This window comes from Nocardia tenerifensis NBRC 101015 (assembly GCF_000308715.1).
In the GTDB taxonomy this organism is placed as follows: domain Bacteria; phylum Actinomycetota; class Actinomycetes; order Mycobacteriales; family Mycobacteriaceae; genus Nocardia; species Nocardia tenerifensis.
In genome coordinates this window covers 1-8,977 of record NZ_BAGH01000615.1, presented here as the reverse complement: position 1 = coordinate 8,977, position 8,977 = coordinate 1, and the positions used below count along the sequence as shown (strand labels likewise).

The 8,977-nt window shown below is 63.0% G+C and carries 10 protein-coding genes and 1 pseudogene; 6 read left to right on the top strand and 5 right to left on the bottom strand.

Annotated elements, in window-relative coordinates; all coding sequences use genetic code 11:
• Positions 1-221 precede the first annotated feature (221 nt).
• From ON39_RS44960 to ON39_RS44935, 6 genes are all read left to right on the top strand, one after another.
• On the top strand, positions 222-740 hold the full coding sequence (locus ON39_RS44960; protein ID WP_040743518.1) for a hypothetical protein: 519 nt from the start codon (positions 222-224) through the stop codon (positions 738-740).
• A 263-nt stretch (positions 741-1,003) separates the two neighbouring features.
• Positions 1,004-1,837: a TRAFAC clade GTPase domain-containing protein gene (locus ON39_RS44955; RefSeq protein WP_146251019.1), complete on the top strand. Its 834-nt coding sequence runs from the start codon at positions 1,004-1,006 to the stop codon at positions 1,835-1,837.
• 3 nt (positions 1,838-1,840) lie between these two features.
• A complete protein-coding gene (locus ON39_RS44950; RefSeq protein WP_040743514.1) occupies positions 1,841-2,797 on the top strand; it encodes a hypothetical protein in 957 nt (318 codons plus the stop codon).
• Positions 2,779-3,363 (top strand): hypothetical protein, encoded by a 585-nt coding sequence (locus tag ON39_RS44945; protein ID WP_040743513.1) that lies wholly within the window; start codon positions 2,779-2,781, stop codon positions 3,361-3,363. The genes ON39_RS44950 and ON39_RS44945 overlap by 19 nt, the downstream gene beginning before the upstream one ends.
• A gap of 199 nt (positions 3,364-3,562) precedes the next feature.
• Positions 3,563-4,294, top strand: a complete 732-nt coding sequence (gene purN, locus ON39_RS44940) for a phosphoribosylglycinamide formyltransferase (RefSeq protein ID WP_083895113.1) — start codon at positions 3,563-3,565, stop codon at positions 4,292-4,294.
• A gap of 399 nt (positions 4,295-4,693) precedes the next feature.
• Complete coding sequence (locus tag ON39_RS44935) at positions 4,694-5,629, top strand: helix-turn-helix domain-containing protein (protein WP_083895112.1); 936 nt, start codon at positions 4,694-4,696, stop codon at positions 5,627-5,629.
• Between the two features lie 5 nt (positions 5,630-5,634).
• Here the strand turns inward: ON39_RS44935 and ON39_RS44930 are convergent, their stop codons facing one another.
• From ON39_RS44930 to ON39_RS44915, 5 genes and pseudogenes are all read right to left on the bottom strand, one after another.
• A complete protein-coding gene (locus ON39_RS44930) occupies positions 5,635-6,285 on the bottom strand; it encodes an HAD family hydrolase (RefSeq protein WP_040743655.1) in 651 nt (216 codons plus the stop codon).
• 262 nt (positions 6,286-6,547) lie between these two features.
• Entirely contained in the window at positions 6,548-6,694 is a 147-nt protein-coding gene (locus ON39_RS51660) for a hypothetical protein (protein ID WP_110293363.1), read from the bottom strand.
• Positions 6,695-6,884: 190 nt separating this feature from the next.
• Positions 6,885-7,904 carry a TauD/TfdA family dioxygenase gene (locus ON39_RS44920; protein WP_051187973.1) on the bottom strand — a complete coding sequence of 340 codons (1,020 nt, stop codon included), beginning with the start codon at positions 7,902-7,904 and terminating at the stop codon, positions 6,885-6,887.
• Positions 7,905-8,059: 155 nt separating this feature from the next.
• Complete coding sequence (locus tag ON39_RS49545) at positions 8,060-8,224, bottom strand: hypothetical protein (protein WP_157195669.1); 165 nt, start codon at positions 8,222-8,224, stop codon at positions 8,060-8,062.
• A pseudogene (locus ON39_RS44915) lies at positions 8,221-8,977 on the bottom strand (hypothetical protein); the annotation flags it as partial. The gene ON39_RS49545 and the pseudogene ON39_RS44915, both read right to left, overlap by 4 nt.

Here is an 8,977-nt window from a genome sequence, read left to right as displayed (position 1 = left end):
CGCGGCGCTCCAGGGTATTTCCGACAGTCGATCCCGTACCGCGCCATCGCAGAGACCGGTGGGGCCTGGTCCTCGCGAGTCTGGCACTGACCGTGTACCTGTCGTACTACGGTGGCGAGGTTTTCGCCGGCGTCGGTAGCGCTCTCCGGCTGGTGTGATCGTGGGCCGACAGTCTCGGCGGCACTGCGGCCTTCCGTCCGAGCGTCTGGCTCGCCTCGCTCATGCTCTGGCTCTACATCGTGTTGTTCGGGACGCTGCAGGCCGTCGCGTGGAAGTTCCCGCGAATCCGAAATGTGGTGTCGGTCAATGCCGTCGCGATCGCGGGGATCAGCCTGGCGATCGGCCTCGGCTACTGCCTCGACTCCGTGTTCGGGCTCGGCGTCCGCGGTGCCGTCGCCATGTATCTGGCTATCGCCGCCGTTTACCTCCTGGTGAAGACGCGACTGTGGCTGGATGTTCCGGAGGTCGTGTGGAAGTTCATCTCGGTGGGCGTCCAGTACGTGCTGCGCCAGGGGCTACTTCCGGTGCTCGCCATTGTGGTCGTCTGGTTCTGGCAGATAGCCAAGAGAATCGTCCACATCCCCCGGATTCTTGGCGGCACGCTTGAGCATCTGGGGGAATGGGAAGAAAAGTTGCGCAATACGCCCGGTTGGGGCGAAGGGTTCGCCACGAAAATACTGATCGACGCAGAAGGCAAAGAAGAACGGCGCAATCAGGCTGAGGCGGAAGGGCATCAGTAATGACCGAGACGATGCTGTGCCGGCACTGCCTGAAGGACTATCCGACCTCTCAGATCGTCGGTGTTCAAGCCACAGGAATAGACCCGCAAACCCTTTTCGGCACCGATGGACCACCGGAAGGCGCGCCGCCGTGGTCGGAGGTCGGTTCGTCGCCGACGGACGCGGTCGGCAAGTCCGCATGGTGGCGAAAGAAACGGCGAGCCCTCGACGATGCCGCGACCAAGATGGGCGGCGGTTACGACCCGTACTGCCCGAAGGGACACGTGGTCATCGACGCCCTGGCCGACAAACCGTTTGTTATCACAATCGCCGGCAATGTCGGCGCCGCGAAGTCGACCTACCTACTCGCGGTCGCGGCGGAAATCTACACCGCTGGGCGGCTCGGGATCACCTCGACCGTCGCCAGTCTGCTGCCCTCGCAGGTCGATCCGCTCAAACAGAAACTCGTCAGCGTGTATAACGACGGACAGCCGCTTCCGCCCACACCGGAGGGTGAGATTCACGAGGGCTACGTCGCCAGACTGCAATTCGAGAACGGCGAACGGCGCAGCCTCGCGCTCTACGACGTCCCCGGCGAGGTCATCCGCAGCGTGCAGAAGGTGGCCCAGAGCGGGCGTTTCCTGTACACGAGCGACGCCATCATCCTCCTGCTCGACCCGGACGGATTTCCCGATCCGAACGCATTCCTGAAGCCCGCGGTCGAAGGCGTCGAGATGGCAGGACCACAGATGGTGCACAATCTGGCCGACGGCATCGAGCAGGCGACGGGACAACGGGTCAAGGTGCCGTTCATCGTGGCGATCTCCAAATCGGACAAGATCGTCGACTGGCCGGCTCATGCCGCCCCCATCGGTTTTCCCGCCGAGGTCCAGAAATATCTCGAAGACGAATCGGATATCGTGCGCAATATGCTTGTCGCGCAGGGGTTGGAACCCGTTGTGACCGCGGCACTTTCCCGCTTCGGCGCGGAGCGGACGCGTTTCGCGCGGGTCAGCGCGCTCGGCATGGACTACGAGCATCTGGGTTACGGGGGTTCGATGAAACCGGACGGCTGCTGGCGGCCGATCGCGCTCGCGCTGCTGCTCGGCAGGGTGTAGCCGATGCCGATGATAGGGCAGGCGCTGTATACCTGGTCGACCGAGACCCTCTCCGGGACAACTGGTTTCGGCTTCGTCTCGGCCTCACCGAGCCTGGCGCCGAGGATCCCTTGGCTGCACTCGATCAGCAAGACGCTGACCCGATACGAACCCCTCGCCGCAGGGGCCCGCTCGGACCCGCTCGGTTTCGACGCGGTGTTACCCGTGCGGTCCGTGGTGGACGATACGGCGGTGGTGGCGTTCAAGGCGTACCAGGGCGACGATAAATTTCACCGGCCCGGTCGCTACAGCGTGCAATTCTTCGTCGCCGAATCCGCCGCGCTCCCCCTCTCGACGGTGTTCCGACTGCGTGCTGCGCTCGTGCTACAGCCATCGACGTTGCGGTTGGACGAGTCGCCATCACTGGACGATCTCGATATCGAGAGCCCGGGGTTGCTCGACGCCTACGACGCGAGTGGTGAACGGGCTGCACAGCTGATAGCCGCGCTGCGGTCGACGAATTGGACGCACCTCGACGTCGGCGCGGCGGAGCTGCCCGCCGTTGTCGACGCGATGAGTGTGCTGCACCCGGCGTGGGACGCGTGCGCCACCCTCCAGCTGCTGTCGGTCCGGCCCAGCCTGTTGTGGCGACTGGCGCTGCGCGCACCGGTGGCCGTCGGCGACCACCGCACGGCCGCGAATCGCGTACTCGCCCTCGAATCCGGTGACGAGAAGTGGAAGACCCTTCGATCGAGTCTCGCGAACGCGACGACGGCGGACCAGCTCACGCTGTCCTGGGATCTGTTGCAGCGCAAGGACGATACGGTCATCCCGGCGGTCTCCGCGTCGGCCGGGACGAACAGCATCACCGATGCCGTCCGTGAGTACGTCGGCGGGAACGGCGCGCGGCTCAAACGCCTGATGGACGCTCAGCCCGAGGGGGTTCCGGACTGCAGGAGGTCGTGCTGGCCGATCTGGTGAAGCACGGATGGCGAATGGTGGTGCGCGACATGGAGTCCGAGACGATTTCGGTGGCGTTGCTGCGGGTGTACGAGGGGGCCTGGGGTAGCCGAAACAAGATGCTGGCCGACATCCTGCCCGCCTCCGCCGGCGAGATCGCGGCCCTGGCGCATCGAGAACTGACGCCGAAACTGTTTCGGACGATTGTTGCGCGCAACGGCGCGCCGGAACTCGATCAGACCGTGGCACTGTACTTTCCGTCGGTCCGGGACGGAATGTGGGGTGTGGTGCATACCCTGTGGAGCAACCCCGAGACGCGCGAAGGTCTGGTCGCGACCTTTCGGTTGTCCGGCGTCGCCGAGGGCAGCCTCATCGCCGCCCTGCTGGCACTGCCGAAACAGTCGATCCCGTTCCCCTTCGTCTTCGGCGAACTCCTCCCCGCACTCTTCTCCAGCGCGGGCGGGCTGCGCGTAGTCGCGGACAATTTCACCGAGTTCAAGGAGTGGGCGAACGTTCCGGACTACTACTGGCAGATGTTTCGCTTCGACCGCTCCGTCATTCGATTCTGGCGACGCGGCCGCCGCTGATTCGTTTCCTCCGCTACCGGTTCGGGAGCGCGGTAGGCAGCGCGCCACTAATCGGAGGTTCGATTTCCTGACCGCGCCACGGTACCCCGGCCCACTGCGCTCTCCGGAGCGCTTTCAGAGGTCGGGTATTTCGCACACGGATGCCGAGATCTAAGGTGGGAACCCCAACCACAACCGTACCGGTGGGAGACCGCTGACAATGTCCGAATTACGAGTCGCCGTCCTTGCTTCGCACAACGGATCGAACATGCGCGCGCTGCATGAGGCGTCGCTGATGCCAACCGCCAATTTCAAGATTGTTCTTGTCGTCAGTAACAACAGCGCCTCCGGCGCCCTGGCGTATGCGAGCCGAAGCCGGATCCCGACCGTCCATCTCTCGGGGCGGACACACAGCGATCCGGACGAATTGGATGAGGCTATGCGAGCGGCGCTGGTCGATCGATCAACTGATCTTGTGGTCCTGGCGGGCTATATGAAGCACGTCGGACCGAGGACCAGACGCCAGTACGAATCGCGCATGATCAATATCCACCCCGCTCTCCTGCCTCGCCACGGCGGTCCGGGCATGTATGGGCACGCGGTACACAAGGCCGTCTTGGATAGCGGCGACGAGATCAGTGGACCGTCAGTGCACTATGTCACCGAAGAGTATGACGCCGGCGAAATTATCGCGCAGCGACGAGTGCCGGTTCTGGCCACCGATACGGTGGAATCGCTCGCCGCGCGCGTCCTCGCCGCAGAACACGTCTTATTGCCGGAGGTCGTTCGAGAACTTGCCGGATCGTGGCGATCCGGAGCGCTCGACGCCTGCTTCCGATCGAACGGCCGGAGCACGAGTGCGGCACCGCGTAGCGGCAGCGGCGACATACCGAATACCGTTGCGCAGGAACGGAATTCGATCCTTTTGCCGGACCGGGCACCGAATCCATGAGGTTCCGACGCGAGCAGCTGAGACGCCACGACGAACAAGCCCGGATGCCTGTTCCAACTTCTCAGGTTATTCCTAAATCTAAAGCCCCGCAGCGGGGGGCGGACTCGCTATTCTGTAGTCGGCACAGAAATCTCGACTCTCTGTCGCCGAAAGCAAGGATACACATGGTGATTGCTCCGTCGACGAGTGTGGACAAACAAATCCGGAAGAGGGGACCCGGCCCATCGGGCGCCCGAGGTCGAAGATCTGAGACAGTTTGTTTGTGCGAACGAAATATGCGAGGGCAACGAGAGCGTGACGGCACCGAGACCCGTCGGGCGATCTCGCCCGACGACCACCACGTCTCGCGCACAGTATTGGTGGCGGGTACTGGTCCGATAACGACGTACAGGGGCACACTTGAGGACTGAAGCGTCCACACGGAACGAGAATCTCGAGACTCTCGGCCGGCGCCTCCGCGAACTACGGACCACGAAGGGGCTGTCGCAGGGCGAATTGGCGGTCCGAATCCGATACCACCGGACTTATGTCTCCAGAGTAGAGTCGCCGAAGAATATCGAGGTGCCGTCACAGCAATTCATAGAGTCCGCGGACCGTTTCCTGCAGGCGGGCGGGGAGCTACTGGAGTTGCTGCGGAGATGTCGGGATGGTCAGCACGGGCAGGTGTCGAGTCATGATTTGACGGTGGTCCGTGACCACGCAGAGCTGTACTACCTGCCCGATGAGGACGACTACCGGATGACGATGCGGCGCGAGTTGCTCAACAACGGCAACGGGCCGATAAGTCAGTATCTCATCCGGGTGCACGTCGACCGATATCCCGACCAACCACAGAAATCGCGTACACACCACTATTTGAACCCGCTGATATTCGATGATCTGAAACTTCGTGCCTGGCTCGGCGACGACCGGATTCCCTTGAAGATAGGCACCTTGAAAGCGGACCAGGACACTACGAAAGAAGTGTGGATTCTCTTCCAGCATCGAGACAGCGATCGAGTCTACCCGCTACAGAGCGGGCAGTCCGTGGCGCTCGAGTACTGCTACCTGGTGGGCCGCAACAAATGGGGAGAATGGTTCCAACGGGCCGTGCGTTTCAGCACGAAGGAGCTCAGTGTCGATCTCAACTACCCCTCGTGGATGGATCCCTATTGCCGCGGCTGGGAGATACCCGAGCTCAGGCCGAGGCAAGGACTGCGGACGCCGATCAGGTCGAGGGTCGACGGCGATCGCATCGTATTCTCTTGGTCCACAAAGGATCCCGATGCTTTGCAAACCGGCACTCGATTTCGAATCGACTGGCGATTTCGTGCGCCGGGCGCACCCGAGTACTGATCCGGTTATACGGCACTCACCTTGGCGAATGCTCGAGATCGGTTGCCGCCCAGCAGCTGCTCGAGCTGCTCGACAGAGACCTCCGGCAGCGGAGACGACACCCTTGACTCGGACAGCGACGGCACCGCGAGGACAGCGCAACCCGCTTCGGTCGCGCTAGCGATGCCGGTCGGCGAGTCCTCCACCGCCACACAGTCGACCGGGTCCACGTTGAGACGCTCAGCAGCCGTCAGATAAGGCTCGGGGTGTGGCTTCGTATTGTCTATTTCGTCGCCACACACAACCACGTCGAAGTGCCCGAGATCACCGAGGATATGTTCGACCACCGGTCGATACGACGCGGTCACCAATCCGCAAGGAATCCCCGCCGAACGAACCTCGGCCAGGAGCCGAAGCGCACCCGCACGCAACGGAACTTTCGTCATCAGCTTCTCGATGACTCGGTTCTGCATCCACGCTACGCCCGCCGCCACATCCAGATCGCGCCACCCATGAGCCTCATAGGTCAGGGCAACCGCGGCTGTCGAGTCGATACCGTGAGTACAGGCGAGGATGTCGGATCCCAGCGTGCCACCGTTCGACTCCACCAGTTCGGCGAGCGCTTCGTCCCAGAGCGGTCCGGAGTCGACAAGCGTGCCATCGAGGTCGAACAGCACCGCCCCCAATGGTTTTCCCGCGGCTGACGTAGGTGGATCGGAGTTCATCGCTCTCCAGGTTTGTGAGTTGTCGGCACGTACAAACCAGCGCGTGCATCGGCCATCTTAGTTCGATCCGCCGTCAGCCAGTGCCGGGTAGTGGATGAAGCGCTGCGATTCGCGCGACACGTCAGGTGCGCGTGCGTGACGCGATGCGGTCGGTCAGCCGCCAGACAATCGACCACATCATAGATCTGCTTCGGCGAGTTCGGCCGGTCGGCCGTCACCAGACACTACGTTGTCCCGCCGCATTTCGGCAAGACCGGGCGATCGATCGTCTGCCCAACTCTTTGCCGCACATGATCAATGCACCGCGCGGCCCACGAAGCGCCTTGTGTGTCGTGGTCATCACGATATCGGCCACGCTCATCCGGAACGGGATGCACTCCCGCCGCGATCAATTCACCGACGTGACTTACCTCTGCCCGCAGGAGAGCTGCTACCTCCTCGGATGGATGGCGAGACGCGTCGAAAACGACGTTGCGATGTAACGTCGATCCGTACGGGCACTGCCCCCGTCGCGGAGGCGTGCCCGAATTGGTCACTGGACTTGCTATCAGTCAACGCCTGTTTCGTATCCCGGCCGCGCGGCAGCGCGTGGGCCGGCGCGATGCGTAGCAACGACGCAACCATCGGGACGTCTCCGGGCTGTTGGGCTGAAAAGCCCTGCGACGGTGCAGGACCCGGTAGTTGTCGAAGATGAGAAAATCTCCGGGTCGCAAAATGATCTCCTGCGCCCGCGCATGCCGCAGCGTTTGAATCCACAGCTCGAGCGCCTCCGCGGCAGGGAGCGTGCCGGCCGTGGTTGCCGCGCGATCGAACCTCGCGAAGTGGTCCGATCCGTGTCGTTCGATCACTGCCACATCAGTGAATGGCGTCGCCGTCTCGACGGAATCCGGTGCGTGCACGGTATATTCGCACGACCGCAGTTGGTCCAGCGCACAGTGGTCGAGGGATTTCATGACGTCGTCGAGCGCCACGACTTCCGTAGGAATCTTCTCCCAGTTTCGTACCGTGAAAAAGCTGAGATAGCGCGGGATATACAGCTGTGCATCGGCGCCTCCGGACCCGAAGGGCAGATGAAGGTTATCGGTATGCCAGAAGAATTCCGCGTCCGCCCCCCACGAGCTGGTTGTCCCCGACGCCCCTGCGACCGGAGTCACGTTCCGGATGAGCCTGCCGTCGTTCTCGTAGTCCACGGCGAGCGGCGTCACCGAAAGAAGCTCGAGGAGACCGAAATGCAGCGCATTCGTACAGGCCAATTCGGCTTCATCGGTGAAGCCACTTCGAGGACTGGCCGGAAACCTCTGGCAAGGAAGGTTTTCGAGCAGAAGTGCATGTCTGTGAGATGTCGAGTAGAAGGCCAATGCCTGCAAGATCTCGCCGGGCAGTCGCGATCGCAGTACCTGCGATCCGATCGCGGAGAGGATAGCTTGATGCCGATCGGAATCCAGCCGAAGATCCGCGATGGCAGAAGTCAGCTCCCGTTGCAGAAAGTCGCGAGTGCTGTCGTCGAGACGATGTCGGACAATGCGCAGTGCATGTGGCAGATATGAAGGCGATTGCGTTACGTTGTGCATGCTTTCATTGCAGCGGATACGGGTCGTGGCAACCAGATGTGAGGCCGTTTTCTCACACCGCACGCGGCGTAGCGTGACCACCGGTCGGGCACCGCCGACATCATCGAGGGGTCTCGACCTGAGGCCCGCGGCGGTGCTCCCGCCGCGGGCCTCGGTCACCGCATTTCGACGACGTCGCCGACGGCAACGCCGAAGGCTGAGTTACGCACATCCCTTGCATCCGCCGGCGAATCGCACGCGATGTCGTGGGCGGGAAGGTCGAGCGGCGTGCGGTCCGCTCGCACATCGACACGGAAGCGGGCGAGCTCCGCGCGGTTCACGCGGTGTGCGTGGTGGCGGGCTGGATGGCGGAAGCAGGTGAGTTGCGTTGTGGGAGCGTGAAAGTCGCGAGCACGGTGGTGAGGGCGATGGCGAAACAGGCGATCGTGTACCAAAGATTGCCGACAGGGTCGCCATTGGGCGTGTGCCCATCCACGGCTGCGGTGTAGTCGGGTAGGGCGGTGGCCCAGAGTAGGGCCATTACGGCCAGGTAGATGAGTGCGTAGGACTGGGCGAGGCGGTTGCGGTATGGCTCGGTGGGTTCTGCGCGTTGCGCGGACCATCGCCGGTACAGGAGGACTATCGCGACCACGGAGAGCACGAAAAGTTCTGCGGCGTAGAGGAATCCGCGGACGGAGTCGCTGCCCATGCCGAAGATGGTTGCGGGTAGCGGGAGTACGAAGGTGCCGACCGAGGCGAGGAGGCCGACGACCACGGTGCGCCAAATCAACTGCCGTCCGGTGAAATTCGTGCCCGCGTCGACGTGGCGGCCGACGAAGTACTGCACGCACAGCGCCAGCGACATGGGCCACAGGGCGGCGAAGACGACCACGCTGGGCAGCGGGACGGAGTCGAACATCGGTTGGTTGATGGGGTTGTCCACCGACCATTCCCACCAGCGCAGTTGCGGGCCGATCTGATCGAAGATCTCGTAGAAGGCGTGGTGCACGAAGCCGACGCACGCCGCGCCGAGCAGGACACCGTGGCGCCGGAAGACGCCGAGCATGCGCACGAGTTCGAAGGCGAGCGTGGCC